The sequence below is a fragment of the Paenibacillus sp. J31P190 genome (assembly GCF_059692075.1).
In genome coordinates this window covers 102,981-120,961 of the sequence record NZ_JCAUAS010000009.1, presented here as the reverse complement: position 1 = coordinate 120,961, position 17,981 = coordinate 102,981, and the positions used below count along the sequence as shown (strand labels likewise).

17 protein-coding genes are annotated in these 17,981 nt (G+C 44.9%); 1 reads left to right on the top strand and 16 read right to left on the bottom strand.

The features are described 5' to 3' along the window. Positions 1-4: 4 nt before the first annotated feature. From cdd to rsgA, 15 genes are all read right to left on the bottom strand, one after another. Positions 5-418, bottom strand: coding sequence for a cytidine deaminase (cdd, locus tag AC58U0_RS17590; protein WP_497380288.1), 414 nt, complete (start codon positions 416-418; stop codon positions 5-7). Between the two features lie 32 nt (positions 419-450). Then, positions 451-1,155, bottom strand: coding sequence for a diacylglycerol kinase (locus tag AC58U0_RS17585; RefSeq protein WP_497380287.1), 705 nt, complete (start codon positions 1,153-1,155; stop codon positions 451-453). Further along, positions 1,155-1,682: an rRNA maturation RNase YbeY gene (gene ybeY, locus AC58U0_RS17580; protein WP_497380423.1), complete on the bottom strand. Its 528-nt coding sequence runs from the start codon at positions 1,680-1,682 to the stop codon at positions 1,155-1,157. Before ybeY ends, AC58U0_RS17585 begins: the two co-directional genes overlap by 1 nt. Positions 1,683-1,725: 43 nt before the next feature. After that, a complete protein-coding gene (locus AC58U0_RS17575) occupies positions 1,726-3,936 on the bottom strand; it encodes an HD family phosphohydrolase (protein ID WP_497380422.1) in 2,211 nt (736 codons plus the stop codon). 58 nt (positions 3,937-3,994) lie between these two features. After that, complete coding sequence (locus AC58U0_RS17570; RefSeq protein WP_057303093.1) at positions 3,995-4,960, bottom strand: PhoH family protein; 966 nt, start codon at positions 4,958-4,960, stop codon at positions 3,995-3,997. A 6-nt stretch (positions 4,961-4,966) separates the two neighbouring features. Further along, positions 4,967-6,160, bottom strand: a complete 1,194-nt coding sequence (yqfD, locus tag AC58U0_RS17565) for a sporulation protein YqfD (RefSeq protein WP_497380286.1) — start codon at positions 6,158-6,160, stop codon at positions 4,967-4,969. A 34-nt stretch (positions 6,161-6,194) separates the two neighbouring features. Then, positions 6,195-6,473, bottom strand: a complete 279-nt coding sequence (yqfC, locus tag AC58U0_RS17560; protein WP_047672305.1) for a sporulation protein YqfC — start codon at positions 6,471-6,473, stop codon at positions 6,195-6,197. A 154-nt stretch (positions 6,474-6,627) separates the two neighbouring features. Continuing rightward, complete coding sequence (locus AC58U0_RS17555; RefSeq protein ID WP_497380284.1) at positions 6,628-7,089, bottom strand: YqfB family membrane protein; 462 nt, start codon at positions 7,087-7,089, stop codon at positions 6,628-6,630. A 21-nt stretch (positions 7,090-7,110) separates the two neighbouring features. After that, positions 7,111-8,100: a flotillin-like protein FloA gene (floA, locus tag AC58U0_RS17550; RefSeq protein WP_216625510.1), complete on the bottom strand. Its 990-nt coding sequence runs from the start codon at positions 8,098-8,100 to the stop codon at positions 7,111-7,113. A gap of 286 nt (positions 8,101-8,386) precedes the next feature. Further along, a complete protein-coding gene (locus AC58U0_RS17545) occupies positions 8,387-9,046 on the bottom strand; it encodes an NfeD family protein (protein ID WP_497380282.1) in 660 nt (219 codons plus the stop codon). Between the two features lie 136 nt (positions 9,047-9,182). Continuing rightward, a complete protein-coding gene (locus AC58U0_RS17540) occupies positions 9,183-9,626 on the bottom strand; it encodes a GatB/YqeY domain-containing protein (protein WP_171648274.1) in 444 nt (147 codons plus the stop codon). An 8-nt stretch (positions 9,627-9,634) separates the two neighbouring features. After that, positions 9,635-9,808 (bottom strand): 30S ribosomal protein S21, encoded by a 174-nt coding sequence (gene rpsU / locus AC58U0_RS17535; protein WP_029195880.1) that lies wholly within the window; start codon positions 9,806-9,808, stop codon positions 9,635-9,637. A 114-nt stretch (positions 9,809-9,922) separates the two neighbouring features. Then, positions 9,923-10,273: a histidine triad nucleotide-binding protein gene (locus AC58U0_RS17530; RefSeq protein WP_497380281.1), complete on the bottom strand. Its 351-nt coding sequence runs from the start codon at positions 10,271-10,273 to the stop codon at positions 9,923-9,925. A gap of 161 nt (positions 10,274-10,434) precedes the next feature. After that, the gene (locus tag AC58U0_RS17525; protein WP_497380280.1) at positions 10,435-10,752 is read right to left on the bottom strand and encodes a hypothetical protein; all 318 of its coding nucleotides are present in this window, start codon (positions 10,750-10,752) and stop codon (positions 10,435-10,437) included. Positions 10,753-10,845: 93 nt separating this feature from the next. After that, on the bottom strand, positions 10,846-11,907 hold the full coding sequence (gene rsgA / locus AC58U0_RS17520) for a ribosome small subunit-dependent GTPase A (RefSeq protein WP_497380279.1): 1,062 nt from the start codon (positions 11,905-11,907) through the stop codon (positions 10,846-10,848). Between the two features lie 192 nt (positions 11,908-12,099). On the opposite strand from rsgA, the gene AC58U0_RS17515 reads away from it, so the two are divergent. Then, positions 12,100-14,022 (top strand): FAD-dependent oxidoreductase, encoded by a 1,923-nt coding sequence (locus tag AC58U0_RS17515; RefSeq protein ID WP_497380278.1) that lies wholly within the window; start codon positions 12,100-12,102, stop codon positions 14,020-14,022. Positions 14,023-14,099: 77 nt separating this feature from the next. On the opposite strand, the gene AC58U0_RS17510 is transcribed toward AC58U0_RS17515, so the two are convergent. Next, positions 14,100-17,954: a TIM-barrel domain-containing protein gene (locus AC58U0_RS17510; protein ID WP_497380276.1), complete on the bottom strand. Its 3,855-nt coding sequence runs from the start codon at positions 17,952-17,954 to the stop codon at positions 14,100-14,102. Between the last annotated feature and the right edge of the window lie 27 nt (positions 17,955-17,981).

The following is a 17,981-nucleotide window of genomic DNA, read 5'->3' as shown; positions in this document are numbered from 1 at the left end:
CTAGTTATCCTCCATTTATATGCAAATCTTTCGTTGTGAAAGCACCCGGCAATAAGGCAGACACGGTCGTTTCTGCAAAATCACCTTTCATATTGCCAAGGTAAACTGGCATATCCGGTTCACATAGTTCCACCAATACCTGGCGGCACACACCACATGGGGAAATAGGACCTTCTGTGTCCCCCATAACCGCTATAGCTTGAAAGGAACCTGCCTTATGACCATCCGCAATTGCACGGAATAACGCAGTCCGCTCAGCACAGTTGGTCGGTCCGTAAGCGGCATTTTCAACGTTACAGCCATAATGCACATGACCGTTCGCATCCAGAAGCGCCGCGCCAACTTGAAAATTCGAATAAGGCGTATAGGCTCTTTTCATCGCTTCTTTGGCGTGTTGAATGAGTTCTTGTTGATTCATAGCCATCAACCTACTTTCATTTTATATTAAGGTTATAGCATGTTAAGGCAGGAAAAAGCGAGGATTGTGACCATAATGCCAATGAGTGCTCCAAGAATTAGTGCTGGAAACGGTCGCTTTCTTTTGTCATACAGCATAATAAAAATAAGGGCAGAGAGCGTGTATGCAAGTAGTGCAACTATCGTTTGCGAGACGAAAATCGTAATAACAGTAGCAATTGCGAAGGCAATAGCCGTCAACAAGCTGGGGCGCACCAATTTCCCTTTATCTGAGAAACGAGTCTCAATCACGATAACCGTCAAAACAACAAGAGCAATAAGAACCCATATCGTTCCCGCGGATATTGGAGCATCTTGCATTCTGGCATTTCGCAGCAAGTGATCGATAGGCTCATAAAATACAATCATGCCTACAATCACCGCAAAACCTGCGGACACCAATACGGACGCCGCGGCGACGTCCTTCGCAATTTTGGCTAACGGATGGCGATCTGGCATAGCCAGATCCACCGTTTTCTCCACAGCCGTATTGATGAGCTCAGTAACAATCATTAAAGTTACCGCCAGCAGAATAAACAGAATGTCCGTTTTGGGCAGATGGATAAATAGCGCTGCCAGTAAAACAAGAAAAGCAACGCAAAAATGGAATTTCATATTGCGCTGCGTATCTAATGCATATTTGATTCCCTCATAGGCATACCGGAAGCTCCTGCGCCATTTACGGAAGCCGTCCGACATTAGCGGGTCAAACCTGCCTTCTGCAAAATGTCCTCCTGCTTAGCAAACATAATCTTCTCTTCCTCTTCACTTTGGTGATCATAGCCGATCAAGTGCAGGAACCCATGAACGAATAGAAATCCGAGCTCACGCTCAACGGAATGTCCATAATCTTCGGCCTGAGCGATGGCACGGGGAACCGAAATGATAATATCCCCTAAAGGCTCAATAAACCCTTCAGACACCGTCTCACCGTCTTGAAGTTCATCTGGGTCGCCTTCACCATCATCTTCGTAGTTGATACGAATTTCATCCTCTCCGAACTCGCTCATTGCAAACGAGAGAACATCGGTCGGTTTATCTAAGTCACGGTACTGTTTGTTAAGCTCTTGAATCGCTTCATCGTCTACGAATGTAAGGGCAACTTCACCCGCCGTAACGCCTTCAAGATCGCCTGCTAAACGCAGCAGCTCTTCAAGCTTTTCAATAAAAGCAGGCGTGATTTCTTTCACTTCTTGCTCACTGTTCCACTCTAATGTTAAATCCATACTTGCCATTATGTGTCCCTCCTTTAATTTGTCGTCGATATCATCAAGCCCCTGACTTCTTTGGAGCTAGCTCACTTGGATATTCAATCCTTGAGTGAAAGATCCCTAACAAGGTTTCGTTTAATGTTTTGGCAATCTTATCGAGTTCTTTGAGCGTGAGATCACACTCATTAAATTGACCGTCATCCAAACGAGACTTTATAATTTTGTGCACCATCGAATCAATTTGCTCTAGCGTCGGATTACGCAGTGATCGAACTGCAGCCTCCACGCTATCCGCAATACCCACAATTGCTGCTTCTTTGGATTGCGCTTTGGGACCAGGGTAACGAAAATCCTCTTCGCGGATTTTTTTCTCACTGCCCTCTTCTTCGGCTTGTTTCACCGCTTTATGATAGAAATAGTGCAGAAGCGTCGTCCCATGATGCTGTTCGGCAATGTCTCGTATCGGCTTTGGCATTTTGAAATCCTTAAGCATTTCAACGCCATCACGAGGGTGTGCTATGATGATGGACTTGCTTAAATTGGGATCAATTCGATCATGCGGATTCTCAATATTCGTTTGATTTTCAATAAAGTAGCTTGGGCGCTTTGTTTTGCCGATATCATGATAATAAGAGCCAACCCGGCACAGCAGCCCGTCGGCTCCGATGGATTCAGCTGCGGCCTCCGACAAATTACCCACCATAACACTGTGATGATAGGTCCCCGGTGTCTCCGTAAGCAGCTTGCGCAGTAAAGGATGATTCGGATTAGAGAGCTCCACCAATTTGAGCGGAGATAGAATACCGAATGCAACTTCGAAAAAGGGCAGCAGCCCAATAACGAACACAACCGTTAATAATCCGCCTGCAGCCGCGAAAGAAAGCGACAGAAGGGCTTCTCTCTTCTGAAAATGATCTTCCATCAACAGCATCGATGTAATCGTTAACATGGAGAAGAAAGCAATCATGAGACCAGCTTTCAGAATGGTAGCCCGTTGGCTTGCCCTTTGAATCGTAAACACGGCACTGAAACAAATAGCTAAGCTAACTAATCCGAAACGGTAGTCAAAAAGCAACACATGCTCCGTGTTAAAGATAATACTTGCCATTAAGGAGAATAAGACCGATGCAATGAACGCTAGCGGAGCATCCAGTAAAATGGCAATCAGGATACTTCCTAACGCAGTCGGAGCCAGATAACCAATATAAGGATAATCTAGATTTTGCACGAGAGAAATCAGTTTCATTCCGATGACATTGATAAGAAAAATAAGAATGAGCATGACGAGCTGAGAGTTATTGTACTTGATCGGCAATGTGCTTTGTCGGACAAACATATAGACGGCGAATGACAAGAGAGCCGAAAGAATACTGAGCCCTAATTGCGGCAAGTAATTCGCTTTGTCCTTCAAAAGCTCTAGTTTATCCAACCTAGCGTATATCTCTTCCGTAATGACATCCCCCACTTTAACGAGAACATCATTCTTATTGATGTATACCGGCTTCACGCTCTCTCTAGCTTGTCCTTTGGCATCCTCAGTGCCCTTTTGATCAAAAAATTTATTCGGCGTTATGAGGGCTCTGGCGATTTCGGTAACCATTTCACGGGATGTATTCTTCGTCAGGTTCGATGTATTGACAAGCTCAGCAACTTTAGCTCGGGCTGTCTGCGCATCCAAGATTTGATCATTCATCAATTTGTAAATGATGTCTTTCGTCACTGGACGCATGGCCGCTAAATCATCTTTGGTCAACCTTGGAAGCTTAAAATAAGTTTCTTCCGGCAGCGGGTACTGCTGTTCGGCAAGCCCCTGCTGGATTTGTTCAAGCAATAAATCGTTATATTGACCGCTGATACGAAGTGATTTAATAGATTGATTTTGCGTATCGCTGATTAGCTGTGGAATAACCCGGCGATAAATGCTGACTTTATCGTCGAATTTCACTTCTTCATCCGCATTGATTTGCAATAATTTATCGTAAATAACATCAATAAGCGTATCATTTTTGAGATTCACAATTCGATAAACGGGTTGGACGCGCTTGGCAGCGTCTTCTTTCGCTTGTTCAGTAGCAATTGCGTTTTCAATTTGTCTAGGAGCATAGATGGTTTTTTCACTCGTCGTTCCTAACACAATATCATAAACTTGGGGCACAAGCTTAACGTAAAGGGACATATAAAAAATTAACGCCAGCAAGAGAAACAACAGTACCCGTATACCTGTACTGTATTTCCATCCGTTCAGCTGGTAATGAAATTTGCCTTTCATTTGCACTTCATTTTTCTTCACGGAAGGTCATTCCTCTCTACCTAACAACCCTGCTCAGTTACTTATCATTTTCAGCATTGTACGCAACAATGATTTTCTGAACAAGTGAATGTCGAACCACATCCTGCTCATCAAAATAAATAAAGCCGAGTTCCTCGATATTACCGAGAATGCGGTTTGCTTCTACGAGACCGGACGATTTGCCACGCGGCAAATCAATTTGTGTAACGTCCCCGGTAATCACCATTTTGGAACCGAATCCAAGCCTTGTCAGAAACATTTTCATCTGTTCAGGCGTAGTATTTTGCGCCTCATCCAGAATGATGAAAGAATCATCTAACGTTCTCCCGCGCATATAAGCCAGTGGTGCAATCTCAATAAGTCCTCGTTCTAATGACTTGGCTACTTGCTCAGGTCCCAGGACATCATTAAGAGCATCATACAATGGGCGTAAATAGGGGTCAACTTTTTCCTGCAAGTCCCCCGGCAGAAAGCCCAGACTTTCCCCAGCCTCAACAGCAGGGCGCGTTAATACAATCCTTTTGACAGCCCCTTCTTTAAGCCTCGTCACGGCAAGTACAACAGCTAAATAGGTTTTACCTGTTCCTGCGGGTCCAATTCCGAAAACGATATCCTTCTTCTTAATCGTCTCGACATACTTCCGTTGTCCGATCGTTTTGACACGTATAGGTTTACCCTTGTGCGTTGTTGTAATTTCACCTTTGAACAAATCAAGCAATTGGTCGGTTTTCATCTGCTTCGCAAGTTCAACCGCGTATAAAACATCCCGCTCTGTCAGCGTATAATTATTACGGATGAGCTGTAGAAGAACCTCAAAAAGCTGCTGAAGTGAGTTCACTTCCGCAGCATTCCCCTGAATCGTTATTTCAGCTTCACGCGTATAGATTTGTGCAGGAATCTCCCGCTCGATGACATGCAGAAATTTATCCTGCGGTCCGAACAAGGCTAGTCCTTCAACCGGATTTTTCAATGTTATTTTCACAGATTGCGCGTATTCTACCAACAGGCCTCATTCTCCTCGTATCACAATTGGTTGTTCTTCGGCGATATTTTCTTCGACTTCAAAATGCACGTCTATATAAATTTTACCATTCTCTGTTTTTTCATGCAAAATTTTTTCGCCGACAATTCTAGCATCTGCTCCTTCGGCTCCAAGTAATTTGGCTTTTGCCTGCTCTAAGCCCGCCTTTTTAGCATTCGCTGGATCAATAGGTTCCTCTACAATTTGAACCTCCATCACCTTTTCATGAAGCCAACCGATAGGAAGCGAAAAACTCCGCCAAGCCAGTGTTTTACGCTCTGGAATCGTTTCGAAATGCTCGAATTTCTGCTTGCCATATCCGCTTACTTGCAGTGCTCTTGTCCCAAATACAAGATAATTGCGAGTCGTAGCTTCACCTGAATATACGCTATATGTTTTTGTTAGCGGAGTTTCGATTCGGGAGGTATACCAAACGATCCCCTTTACTTTACCACTTGCAACCACCACTTGACTATTTTGTTCATCACCAATCGTTCCCGAGATAAGCACGTCCCCTTTTCGCACATACGTATTCGGCTTCACCATAGGTTTGCCTTTAACTGATAAAATCTCGGTAACGAGCGCGTTTTTGGCAGCAACTAAATTCCGAGGATTCATAAGCGGTCCCTTATCGGGAATAGTTGCCTCGACAACCTTGATCGTGATATGTGTACCTCGAATTTCGACACCAACCCAAGCCGCATTCGGCAGCATTCCTTGAATCGCGCGCGATAACTCCTCTGCTTTCTTCAACTTAAACTTCCATTGAAACGTATGTATGCCCTGTTTGGAAGCAGCTTGCAGAATTTCCGACTCAGAGATACGATCATTCCCTTCCACACTAACTTGCCATACGAGCGAAGTCAATAAGTAGAGACCTATGATGAAAGCAGCCATTCCTGCAAAAAAAACCTTTCTACGGCCCAGTCTGTCCATAAAAAAAGGCAGCCCGTGCCTTTCCGTAACATGCACCCGGCAGCCTGTCCGTTTCAGGAGCGGTTTTAGTCTGAAAAAGTCTTTGATCAGAATAAATAGCTCAAGCTTCCCCCCATCTCCAGCTTGAATATCCCATATGGAGAAGCCCTTCTCCATCATGGGATTGATTAATCTTTCACAACCTTCACCTCGTATTTGAATGCGCACATAGCCTCGCAAACGAGCAATGAAAAGGGATTGTTTCATGACTCAGCCTCCTGTTCTCAGTCCATACTTTCATCTATGGTTCATATTTCACATTATCGATCAAGCCCTCAATAAACACTTCTTCTGAAAGAATAGCTCGAATGACTAATTGCTTTCCGAACACTTCTAGCGTCCCTTTCGTTAATTCGAGCTTCAAGTTTTCACTTGAAAAATGAAGTACACCCCGATGATTCTCTACATAAAGCTGTACGTTGCCGATCATCGTAATTCGCGGCAAGTCCTGTACCACATCCTGAGGAAGATCAAGGATTTTGGCCGTGAACTGGTTCCATTTGCGGGTCAAGCGACGCATAGCTGGGAGTACCCCCTCTAACTAGATGATCATGAATACAGAAAAAGCGCAGAGACTTTCTACCAAATTATGCGGAGAGAGCCAGTTTTATGTGAAAAACCTGTATAGCAAAGAACGCCCACTCGATCGATCGAGTGGGCGTTCTTACATCCTATTATTTGCGATAAGGCTTCTTCGACCTGGGCGGGCCGAGAATTTCAGCCCACACAACTCCTTGCAGGAGTTGTTCTTGGCTCGGTTGTTCAGGAAAGGGACTTGGCGTAGAGATAGCATCTGCGTAAATAGATGAGCTTTCATTAACAATCTGCGTAGGCGAGCTGAATGGAGAAGCCTTTTGATTGGGCATTGTCGAGACCGCCTTAGCTTTGTTAGAACGACCATACTCGTCTTGTACGCGTCCCGATTGCAAAGTCGATCCTGACCCCTTCTGGTCTGATTTCTTCGCTTCTACTGGTCGCGTAGAGCCATGAGGGGCATCACCAAAGGATGGCATTCCTGGCCTCGCATTAGTCCCCTGATTCGCTCGTCGGCTCTTACTTCGAATTTGATAAAAAAAGGCGAATGCAATAATAACCAGATACCAGTTCTTCAACACAATTCCAATGAGCTGTTCCATCTGATCACCTCTTCAAAACTACTATTCTTTCTCACTCTTACCATCATTTATTTTGCCGAGTGAAGAACGCATTTGTGTATCTGCATCGATATTTTTAAGATTCATATAGTCCATGACACCTAATTTACCATTTCGAAGTGCTTCAGCCATCGCAAGCGGTACCTGTGACTCTGATTCGACCACCTTCGCACGCATTTCTACAACTCTGGCTTTCATTTCTTGCTCGGCAGCAACGGCCATAGCACGTCTTTCCTCAGCTTTAGCCTGAGCGATTCGCTTATCGGCTTCTGCTTGCTCCGTTTGCAAATGGGCGCCAATGTTTTTACCTACATCCACATCCGCGATATCAATCGATAATATTTCAAAAGCCGTTCCGGCGTCTAACCCTTTACCCAGAACCGTTCGAGAAATCAAATCCGGATTCTCTAGGACATCTTTGTGAGAGTCGCTGGAACCAACTGTAGTTACAATCCCCTCACCTACACGAGCGATAATCGTTTCCTCGCCCGCGCCCCCTACAAGGCGGTCAATGTTCGCTCGAACCGTAACCCTGGCTATAACCTTTACTTCAATTCCGTTCTTTGCCACTGCTGATACATTAGGCGTTTCAATGACACGAGGATTTACACTCATTTGAACGGCTAACAAGACATCCCGCCCTGCGAGATCGATAGCCGCTGCGCGTTCAAACTCCAAGTGAATCTTCGCTCGGTGAGCAGCAATTAACGCATTGACAACCCGATCAACGTTACCGCCTGCAAGAAAATGGCTTTCTAGCTGATTGACACTTAAATCAATACCCGCTTTCGTAGCCTTAATCATCGGATTGACGATCCTACTCGGAGTCACGCGGCGAAGCCTCATGGCAATTAAAGTAATGATGCTAATTCTTACTCCGGAAGCAAGTGCTGAAATCCAAAGCATGACAGGTACAATGCTCAGCAATACCGAAAGTGCAATAATAACAATGGCCGCAACCAACACCAAATATAATCCTGGTTCTATGTTCATTTTTTCCTCCTAATATAGGGATCTTTGAGTGTAACTCAAAGTCTCTCCGCTTTGGGATCTTTGAGTGGAGCTCAAAGTCTCTCCGCTTTGGGATCTTTGAGTATAGCTCAAAGTCTCTTCGCTTTGGGATCTTTGAGTGGAGCTCAAAGTCTCTCCGCTTTGGGATCTTTGAGTGTAACTCAAAGTCTCTCCGCTTTGGGATCTTTGAGTGTAACTCAAAGTCTCTCCGCTTTGGGATCTTTGAGTATAGCTCAAAGTCTCTTCTCTTTGGGATCTTTGAGCCAACTCAAAGTCTCTCCGCTTCTCGTACTACAACGCGAACTCCTTCTACTTCCACAACAACTATATTCCTTCCCGTGGGAATAAAGCTGCCATTCGTCACCACATCTACGCGCTCACCATGAATAATTGCAGTCCCGGCCGGTCGGAGCGGAGTAATCGCTTCTCCCGTCATACCAATCAAATAGGATCGATCTGGGTTGGATGTAAATCCTTTGTTCGTCGTTAGCTGCTCCTTTAGAATAAAACGGTTCCAAATACCGCGGTGCTTAAAAGTTTTGATTGCGAAGGAGATCGATACGATTGCCAATAACAAGGCGATACCCAGCATTATCGCTGCTTGTGTGGGATCTGAAGATGCCATCAGAACCCCGCCAAAGAGGCATATTGCACCTAATACACCTAGAATCCCAAAACTCGGAACGACCAATTCCAGGATAAGAAGAAGTAACCCGATTCCGAAGATAGCCAAGTCACCGAAACCAGCAAAACCAGCTAAATAAAAACCGAGAAAATAGAGTGCAAAACCAGCTACCCCCGCTAAGGCGAGCAATCCACTGCTGAAAAAAAGCAGCTCCAATGCAATTCCAATGATCCCAACCACTAATAATACCGTCGCTGTAACGGGATGAGTCAGAAAGGCAGATAAGTTTTCTACAAACATCATCTTTCACTCCTTTCCCTGAATCTTCCTTATCATTACTATGTACGTTCCAACACGCAAACTGTTTCGTTTTTTCCCAAGAGAATGACAAAAGACCGAGAGGACTTGGTCCACTCGGTCTTTTCTAACATATTTTGTATTAACCTAATAATTGTTGAACTAACTGATTGATAAGTTTACCATCAGCGCGTCCTTTAACCTGAGGCATCAATGCCGTCATCACTTTGCCCATATCCGCTTTGGAAGAAGCACCAATTTGCTGGATGGTCTGCTGTACAATGGCTTTCACTTCTTCCTCAGAAAGCTGTTGCGGCATGTACTCAGCTAGAATAACAAGTTCTGCCTTCAGGCTCTCGGCCAAATCATCTCTGCCGGCCTTCGTAAATTCATGGAGGGAATCCTTACGCTGTTTGATTTCACGAGTTAGAACGTCAAGCACTTCATTGTCATCTAAGGCTCTTTTCAGTTCAATCTCTGAATTCTTAATGGTAGATCTTACCATTCGAATTACAGAGAGTTTAAACTTGTCCTGACTCTTCATCGCTTGCTTCATATCTTCGTTCAATCGATCGCTTAAGCTCATGTTGCCTCCTAGAACTTTCTCTTACGAGCAGCCTCAGATTTAAGCTTACGCTTAACGCTAGGCTTGTCATAATGTTTACGTTTTTTAACTTCTGCAAGAATGCCATCCTTAGCGATGGAACGCTTAAAGCGACGAAGTGCAGCATCTATAGTTTCGTTCTTACGAACTCGAGTTTCTGACAACAGTTTTCCCTCCCTCCGAACAGACCATCTAAGACAAAACGGTTCATCAAATCTCATTATAGGTCATAGTAATTAGGGTGTCAATCGCAAACCTTTCGATTCGTGAAAGGAAGCTTAATTATGCACGCCTAGAGGCGATAAACGTGCCCCAGCCATAAGATGATAATGAAGATGGTGAACAATTTGCCCCGCGTTAGCTCCAATATTCGTTATAACTCGATAACCCGATTCTTCTACTTCTAGTTCTCTAGCAATTTGCGCAGCCGCACGCTGAATTTGCCCGATCATGTTCCAATCCTCTTCTCCCGCATCCGCTAGTGAAGCAATATGCTTCTTAGGAATGATAAGGACATGAATCGGCGAAGCTGGCTGAATATCATGGAAAGCAACAATCTGGTCATCCTCATACACTTTCTTAGAGGGAAGTTCCCCCGCAATAATTTTACAGAAAATACAATCACTCATTGTTCGGCTTGTCCCCCACTTTCGTGAAACTACTACTTTTAATTTTATCGGAAAAGAGCTAAAAAATCCAATCCAATCTATAATTTAAAATGGAATAATTGCAAAAAAAGAAACACCTTATTAATTGTAAGATGTTTCTAGATTGAACTAGTTTCATTCCATTAATAATAGGGAAGTAAGGATAAGGCTAGTAATCCAGCTAGCGGTAGGATTTGTCTTGCAAAGCGGCGCCTTGGAAATCCGTAACCGTAACCCGGAAATCCATAACCTGGATATCCGTATGGGTAGCCAAAACCCGGATAAGGTAAGAAAGCTCTCATTTGTTCCTGATCCATTCCACCAATCGGAACGGCTAGGTACAGATTGTCGTCATCCACATTTTCCACAATACCGTCATAAACCGCACCACTAGTCATTGTTACACTCACGTAACGATACATATGCTTCTTACAAATGGCATGAACTTCTTGATGATTCATAGGCTTATGCCTCCTTTTTACCAACAGCATATTCAGCTATAGGCAAAAGGCTACTCAGTGAATATATTTGGGCTTATCTCATCACGAAAAAACCTAACGGTTATGCTGGTTTTTATGAGCCTGATGAATCTTTTTCCACTTTGCTTTCTCGGCTGCTTGAAGCCCTTTATCTTCTTTGCGCGCCAAATAAGCGAGCTCCTTTTGTAATTTTAAGTAGTTATTAAATCGTTCAACTTTCAAAGTCCCTTCATCTAGTGCTCTTTTAACAGCGCATTTCGGTTCATTTTCATGCTTACAATCCTGAAAGAAGCACATTCCTGCAAACTCTTCGATATCTTGAAAAGACGTGCTTAATCCATCCGAAACGTCCCAAAGCTGGAGTTCACGCATCCCTGGTGTATCAATCAATATGCCTCCTCCAGGCAGCGTGATAAGCTCCCGGTGAGTCGTCGTATGCTTCCCTTTGTCATCCCCCGAACGAATATCTCCCGTATCCAGAATATCCATCCCATAGATACGATTCACCAAGGTTGATTTACCCACACCGGACGAGCCAAGAAGCGCGACTGTTTGACCTGGAGAAATATAAGCGGCAAGCTCATCTAGTCCGCGATTTTCTGCTGAGCTAATAATATGAATCGGTACACCTACTGCAACAGCCGCGACCTCTGCAGCCAGTGCCTCCGGATCTTCGCATAAATCCGCTTTACTTAGAACAATTACCGGATTTGCTCCGCTCTCCCAAGCTAATACCATATAACGCTCAATACGGCGTACATTAAAATCTAGATTAAGCGCTGTGAACAGAAACACGGTATCAACATTCGTAGCAACAATTTGTTCTTCGGTGACTTGGCCAGCTACTTTACGGGAAAACTTACTTTTGCGCGGCAATACAGCATGGATCGTTGCTCGCTGTTCTTCTCCCCTTATGGAAAGTACGACCCAATCGCCTACAGCGGGGTAGTCTTCACGACGTAGAGCTAGATGCCGCATTTTACCAGACACCTCGGCTAGCGCTTCCCCGACTTCCGTCTGAACGCGATACATATGTTTATGTTCCAAGGACACCCGTCCAACCTGGTATCCCTCATTTAGGTAAGGTTCGAAAGCTTTTTCAAAAAAGGAATTCCATCCTAAATCTTCATTTTTCAAGTGTGTATTTCATCCTCTCATGTGGTTCTATTCTGAAGTATAGACCGCAGGTATCGACATCACACGGGAAATAATGATTTAGATTGTTTTTTCCTTCTTCAAATTTTATACGGTTGGTCAATTAAATTGTAGACTGAAAGTCTATTTTTGCATATAATAGGAGTAAATCGATGGTTGGAATGGAGTGAGCGGATGAGCCAATTCATGAGAGCCTCCACCCGCAAAAAGCGTGATGTGATGATGGAAGTCGCCTTAACCATGTTTATGGAAAAAGGCTATGAGAATGTGTCCGTTGACGATATCATCGCGGCGACTGGATCATCAAAGGGAACGTTTTATCATTATTTTAAAAGCAAAGATGCCATCATTTCAGCGCTTTACAGTAAACAAATTCAATTCATTCAAGAATGGGTGAAGCAACCTCCCTCCAAGGTCCAATCCCTTGAAGGACACATTAATCGCTTATTTTTAGACTTAGCGTCCAACATTCATTCCTCACCACGACTTGTCCGAAGCTTACAAGCTTTATCCTTGCAAAATGAAACCGTAAAAACGGAAGAACAGCAGCAATTAAACGTATTATCTGAAAGTTTATTGCATTGGCTCCCTGAACCTAGAAAAATTGAACTGCTCGTTTGTATCTATACGGGAACTGTCCGTACTTGGTGCAATCAAGATGATGCCGATTTGCTCTCCATGATGAAAAACAACTTAGCCTGGCTGTGGGTAGGTTTGCGATCCAGCGAACCCTACGCACCTTTGCAGGTAGAACCAGTCCCCAAGGAGGAAAACAAAATGAAAGTAGCTATTATTGGCGGTGGCCTGGCAGGATTAACAGCGGCCGCTTATTTATCTGAGAATCCGCATGTCGAAGGTATCCTTTTCGAGCGCAGCCCGCAGCTTGGAGGACGTGCTTTTACTTACGAAAAAGCAGGGTTTACACTCAACTATGGCGCACATGCCATCTATGGGATTGATCGACATACATTAACAAACATGGAACGTGAACTTGGACTATCTTTCTCTTCCAAACAAGTAGATAAACGCAAAGTTTTTTATGCGAAACATAATCAACTTACAGCAGCACCACTCGATGCTATTAATCTCCTAAGAACTGATCTGCTCAGCACGATGCAAAAAGTAAGATTCGTCGGTGAAATTACCGCTATTATCGCGAATATTCACAACCTAAAAAACTACGCAACTCTTGCTGATTATTTGGCAGAGTCCAATGCGGACGAAGATGTTAAAGAGTTATGGGAACATCTGGTTTGCTCCAACTTCTTCATTACGCCTGAGGATGCTCGCAACGTATCCGGCGCGGTAATTAGTGAGTACTATCACAACTTGTTCCTTTCCTCGAAGCCCGTCAATTATATATTGGGAAGCTGGGCCGTTATTACGAATCAACTTAAGCAAAAGCTAACAACGTCTGGCAAATGGGAGATTGCCCTTCAAGAAGGCGTTGAAAGCCTCCGTTACGCAGATCGTAAATTTGTACTGCATACCAAAAACCGTGAAGTTGCCTTTGACAAAGTGATCTTCGCTATGCCAGTTCAGCAAGTCGTCAAGCTTCTAAAGGGTACAGCATGGGAGCCATTCCTATCTCCGTATGAATCCAATACCGCAACCGAAGTTATGGTATATGACGTTGGGTTAAGCCGTGTTGTCGCGAGACCATTCAGCTATATCAGTGACATGGATAACAAGCTGTTCATCAGCGATGTTTCTGCGACAGATCACACATTGGTACCAGAAGGCGGTCAGCTGCTGCAAGGTATCGCATATTTAAGCGACCGCTTTGATAACGAAGAGCAGCGCAAAGCGTATCTTGAAGAAAAGAACCTCCAAATGGAAGCCCTATTTGATAAACATTATCCAGGCTGGCGCGATGTTACAGCCGTGAAACGGGTTTCAAAAAAAGCGATGGTATCCAGCGTGAAAAACATTGCTTCCAATAATCTATTACCGATACGTGTGGAAAACGTGCCTTTCTACTTCTGCGGAGACGGCTGTACAGGTAAGGGTGAGCTTGCAGAACGCGCATTCTCTAGTGCCCGCGCCGCGGCGTTATCCATTGTGCAAGAAGTGGAGCAAGCACTTCAAAATGTATAATTCGTCCAACATGGATGGATGATCCTAACAAACAAAAACCAGCTCTCCCATTCGAGTGAGAGCTGGTTTTTATTTGGTTATTGTTTGGTCACACGCACATCATCAAAGTGAAGCGTAGTTCCGCCAGGTGAATCCACATAGAATCCAACATCGATCTGTCCATTGGTCACCATAATATCACTTACACTGATGTATTTCCAAACACCGCTGTTACTGATGTTCGTATAAATGGCTGACCCGCCATAGTTTTGAATCTCAGCTCTGGCAGTCGTCGGTGTCGTGTTCTTCATGCGGACCCAGGCTTCAAATTTGTATTTTACATTATTAACAGGAACACTAATAGTTTGATGGATGCTTTGTTGATAGGCGCCTGCTGCAAAGAAGTAAGCCCGCTTATCGCCCGTCCATGGGGATTCCGGTGGATTAGTTGTGGAGCCGCTATCCACGCCATACGCAACAGCTTGCGTACCTGGATGCCACTCAATCCAGTTATTACTTTGACTCGTGTCTCGCTCGAAACCAGGATTGTCTAGCAGATTCTGCTCAGAAACTGGCGTTCCCGCTGCCGAAGTTGAAAGAAGCAGACGATCCAAGTTGATGTTCCCACTGTCAGCGGCGTCGTATTTAAACGCAATCATGTTTGCCCCTGCATTTAACGTCACCGTTTGCACATTATCCTGCCAGACATTCCAATTGGTACTAGGACTCGTGAAACTAGTCTGTCCTAGCTTGGATCCATTGATATAAGTACTCAATGTTTTCGTCGCTGCACTGCCATTCGCATATCGCAGCGCTACCTGATAACTTCCAGCGCTAGGGACATTTACATTGTATTTCACCTGCGAACCTGCCGCAGTCAATCCGTCCACAAAAGCTGTACCACTATAGTACCAATGGTTCGTGTTCAATGCGCTGCCACCAGAAAGCTCAGCACTCTCTGCTTCATATTTACCGACGACAGGAGTAAAAGGTACCGTGATGTTGTCGATGTTGACATTGCCCGTATCTCCCCCATCAGAGTAATATTTATAGGTCACAACATTCACACCTGCCGTCAGCGGCAGTGTCTCGGATTGGGCAGACCATGTGTCCCAATTCGCAAGATTAGCGAGCGAGGTGGACTTCACTCTTTTTCCATTAACAAAAATACTGACAGACTTGGCTGAGCCCGAAGCATTCGCATAACGCAGGGAGACATTATAGTCACCGCCTGTTTTCACCTTTGGATAGAAAGTAACACCAGCGCCGTCATTGCCCAAACCATCCACAAATCCACTTCCCGTATATCCCGTATGATTGGTGTTAGTTGAAGCCTTTGTAGCAACTGTATTACCAGAAAGTGATGCTTCCTCAGCTTCCAATTGCGTAGCAGTTGCGCTCACTGCAGCAACACCTGCAATAGCAATAGATTTAGAAGAAGCTGTACCTGCCGCGACTTTCACATAGGTCACATCCCCATAGATGTCCTTCCCAGTTGCCCAGCCTTCCCCAGCCGCAGCTTTTAATGCTTGAAGGCTTGCATAAGACGTCATAGCTGTGCTGTTATTCGTTACGGAAGTTCCTGCAGAACCATGCAGCTTAACAATATAGGATTGTAGAGCTGGCGTGTAGCTGCCGCTCTTTGCCCCTAATGTAAAACTTAGCGAGCCCGCACCATTATCCTGCGCAGTCATATTTTGCTTAAAATAAGTACCGCTTTCATAGTTATAACTGGAGCCATCATCATCATAGTACGTGAAACTCGACTGTGTCGTATCCGGAAACACATCTACATCAACGGAAGTTACTGAAGCCTGCCCAACGTAATCCTGCACTTTCTGCGTCGGGATAATGGCACCTTTTTTTATAAAGAGAGGGATATCTGTCAACGTATCCGGATTAACTGAATATCGGATGGTTTGACCGCCAGTTATTGTATTACCTCTTGCATAGTCAATCCATGAACCAGACGGCAAATAGATATCCTTACTCGTCTGCTGTTTATCTACCACAGGCGCGGCTAGCAGCCAATCACCGAACATCCAAGCATCCGTATAGTTTTTGACTGCCGCATCTGTCGGATATGCTTGCATCAATGGGCGAACGAGTCCATTCCCATTCTCGTAAGCACTTCTCTCATAGGCATACATATAAGGGATCAAGGAGTACCGCAGCTGAATAGCCTCTTTGGAGGCCTCTTCCGCCGTCGATCCGAAATACCAAGGCTGGCGCTGTTGATGATTGTTCCCATGTACGCGGAAAACAGGTGTTAATGCGCTGAACTGCATCCACCGTGCGTATAAATCGGGATTCGGATTGTTCGTCGTGCCATCCTGCTGATTGAATCCCCCGGTATCCATGCCCCATTTCACCTGGCCATTGTTCACGGAGGATAGCATAACTGCCCTTTGTTCCTGCATCCCAGCAGCCCAGTTGATCCGTTCACCTTTATTGTATTGAATGCCAATATCACCAGACCAAAGCGTAGTCGCATACCGCTGGGCACCTGGGTAGAAAGTTCTAGCTGTTTGCCAAACACGCTGTGCTCCACTCGTATAAGCCCGCTCCCCTTCGTACATGGTCTGAGACATATGGCCTGTTGTGAAATTGCCAAACCAATACGATGCTCCACCTGAAGATACTTTATCCGTCTCGTCATTCCACCAACCCACGATCCCTTTATTGAGCGCATCTATGGAATGATTCCAGAACCAGGTACGTTCACTAGCATTATAAGGGTCAATACTGCGTACAGTTACAGGGATGAAATAATCCTGATACTCGTTATGGCCCGGATAAAAATAACCGCCGTTTGTCGCGTCTGTCCCCTGGGTCGTCACACTCGCAGAAGCATCCCTCGTAACGATGCGGGGTTTCGTAATTCCGATCATTTTGATGCCTTTAGCATCCATTGTTGTCTTTAGAGAAGTCGTGGAAGCAGAAGGGAAATTCGTCGTATTCCACGCGAATTCACCGTAGTTGGTTTCCCCGTACTTTTTCCAGTCATAGTCAAAGGCGTAAGCATCTATAGGGATATTTTTGGCACGATACGTATCCACATTATTCGTAACTTCCGTTTGATTCGTATCCCACTCAAAGTTCATGAATCCAAGCGACCACTTAGGAAGCATCGGTGGTTTGCCCGTGATTTCCCCTACACTGGTCATGATTTCCTTCGGGGTACCGAGCATAATATAATACTCCACATTTTGTTTCACATAACGTCGTCCCTCAGGAGGGGTCCCGCCATAATAAAACTCCATCTGACCGGTTGTACCATCTGTATAGGGGTAACCGCCATCGCTATCGACTAATAATCCATAACCCGCTGTACTCCAAATAAGGGGACCACCCGAATCTCCCTGTTCACCCGCATGGGCGGCATGACTGGACGAATTCCGCAGCAGGTCACCCCCGCTATCAAAAGCATTGAAGCTCCGTATGCCATACATATTGTCACCAGTGCCATGAACGAAGCGAACACCGTCTGAGAATACACCACCGCCGGATGGTTCCCAGAATAACGTAGTACCATCCGCCTTTTTGACTGTCATACGAACCGGGTTCTTGGTAATCTCAATCTTCATACTGGCGGTTGTGATGGTCATTGGATTGGCTGCCGTGTTAATCGTAGCTCCTACAGCTGACCACGTTTTGTTCGGATCCAGTATCGGCGTTTTCGCGCTTGACGCTATGCCATTCGGTCGATAATCCACCTTCAAGATACCGTTTTGCACCGCTTGTACAACCAAGAGGTCATCATTCGGCTCCGCACCATTATCAACAGTTAGCGTCAAGGTATCTCCGGATACACTTGAAGTAATGAGGTTGCCTAGACTGCTGACATAAGCATGTGCAGGAGAAGCAGGAAGCAAGGTAAGCGTTGAACCAAACAACGTAAATGCTGTTAAAATAGCAAGGATACGTGGAACTTCTTTGCTTGGTAAACTCATCAATGTTACTCCCTTTCGATTAGGAAA

What these genes read in the sequence shown, in the direction of transcription:
- cdd (WP_497380288.1), bottom strand. Translation starts at nt 418, where the DNA reads ATGAATCAACAAGAACTCATTCAACACGCCAAAGAAGCGATGAAAAGA.
- AC58U0_RS17585 (WP_497380287.1), bottom strand. Translation starts at nt 1,155, where the DNA reads ATGTCGGACGGCTTCCGTAAATGGCGCAGGAGCTTCCGGTATGCCTAT.
- ybeY (WP_497380423.1), bottom strand. Translation starts at nt 1,682, where the DNA reads ATGGATTTAACATTAGAGTGGAACAGTGAGCAAGAAGTGAAAGAAATC.
- AC58U0_RS17575 (WP_497380422.1), bottom strand. Translation starts at nt 3,936, where the DNA reads ATGAAAGGCAAATTTCATTACCAGCTGAACGGATGGAAATACAGTACA.
- yqfD (WP_497380286.1), bottom strand. Translation starts at nt 6,160, where the DNA reads ATGAAACAATCCCTTTTCATTGCTCGTTTGCGAGGCTATGTGCGCATT.
- yqfC (WP_047672305.1), bottom strand. Translation starts at nt 6,473, where the DNA reads ATGCGTCGCTTGACCCGCAAATGGAACCAGTTCACGGCCAAAATCCTT.
- AC58U0_RS17555 (WP_497380284.1), bottom strand. Translation starts at nt 7,089, where the DNA reads ATGGAACAGCTCATTGGAATTGTGTTGAAGAACTGGTATCTGGTTATT.
- floA (WP_216625510.1), bottom strand. Translation starts at nt 8,100, where the DNA reads ATGAACATAGAACCAGGATTATATTTGGTGTTGGTTGCGGCCATTGTT.
- AC58U0_RS17545 (WP_497380282.1), bottom strand. Translation starts at nt 9,046, where the DNA reads ATGATGTTTGTAGAAAACTTATCTGCCTTTCTGACTCATCCCGTTACA.
- AC58U0_RS17540 (WP_171648274.1), bottom strand. Translation starts at nt 9,626, where the DNA reads ATGAGCTTAAGCGATCGATTGAACGAAGATATGAAGCAAGCGATGAAG.
- AC58U0_RS17530 (WP_497380281.1), bottom strand. Translation starts at nt 10,273, where the DNA reads ATGAGTGATTGTATTTTCTGTAAAATTATTGCGGGGGAACTTCCCTCT.
- AC58U0_RS17525 (WP_497380280.1), bottom strand. Translation starts at nt 10,752, where the DNA reads ATGAATCATCAAGAAGTTCATGCCATTTGTAAGAAGCATATGTATCGT.
- AC58U0_RS17515 (WP_497380278.1), top strand. Translation starts at nt 12,100, where the DNA reads ATGAGCCAATTCATGAGAGCCTCCACCCGCAAAAAGCGTGATGTGATG.
- AC58U0_RS17510 (WP_497380276.1), bottom strand. Translation starts at nt 17,954, where the DNA reads ATGAGTTTACCAAGCAAAGAAGTTCCACGTATCCTTGCTATTTTAACA.